Consider the following 767-nt stretch of genomic DNA (forward strand, 5'->3'; position numbering starts at 1 on the left):
AAAAGATTCATCTGGCCCAGCATCCCACTCGTAAACGTACTAGTCATCCCCGTCGCCGCACTGATGAGGCCCCCCTGAACTCCGGCGTTAAAGGCATCGGCGGACCACCCAAATCCATGCTCCTTGTCCCACGTAATGGCATTCACCGCACTGTTCAGGGCCTTCTTCCCAAACTCAAGCTCTGCTTCTTCCCAGCTCTTGTAGCCTCCCCCCACATCCAGGACTGCAAACACCGCATCATCCGCGAGGTTCAAAGCTGCGTTAGCCAAGAGTGAGCCTGCTCCAGGTAGGAGCGCAGTAGCCCCTATCGTCACCGCCATGTCTGTTAGCCCCCGGATTGTTGGCCCTTGAACCAGCTTCCCCGGTCATCCCACTATCCAGAGGGGGAGCACCGCCCGCCCCTCTCTGGGCTCAGCTCGCACCAAACCGCCACCCAGGCCGCCGCGGCTCCCCCTCGCGCCTGCTTCCTTCGCCGCTTCGACATTACCCCCAGGCCGGGCTAGGAGCCCGGCCCACTCCCCCAGCCCCCACGGCTCAGGCGATCAGGCGCTCCCCCCCACTCTGGATTCGCCCCTTCAGAGGCCCTTCTCAGGGTCCCCGGCCGCTCCTCTCAGGCACAGTGGTTTTTTGGGCCCCCTCTCCACGCTACCCCACCGCACCCGATTTCCCCTCCCAGCCTTGCCTTCCCACACTCCCTGTGCTATGGTTTTCCTATGCCAGACCACCACGACCGCGGCTACAAGGCCCTCTTCTCCAACCAGCGCTTC

Annotated in this window: 2 protein-coding genes; both read right to left on the reverse strand. The window is 63.1% G+C overall.

Going from position 1 to position 767, the window contains the following annotated elements; all coding sequences use genetic code 11:
• A partial coding sequence (locus tag C5O22_RS13555) for a hypothetical protein (RefSeq protein ID WP_165910524.1) occupies positions 1-320 on the reverse strand: 320 nt, incomplete at its 3' end.
• 255 nt (positions 321-575) lie between these two features.
• Positions 576-767: hypothetical protein (locus C5O22_RS13625; protein WP_207895389.1), on the reverse strand; the 192-nt coding region annotated here is incomplete at its 5' end.

The sequence above is a fragment of the Treponema sp. J25 genome, assembly GCF_004343725.1.
Taxonomy (GTDB): domain Bacteria; phylum Spirochaetota; class Spirochaetia; order Treponematales; family Breznakiellaceae; genus J25.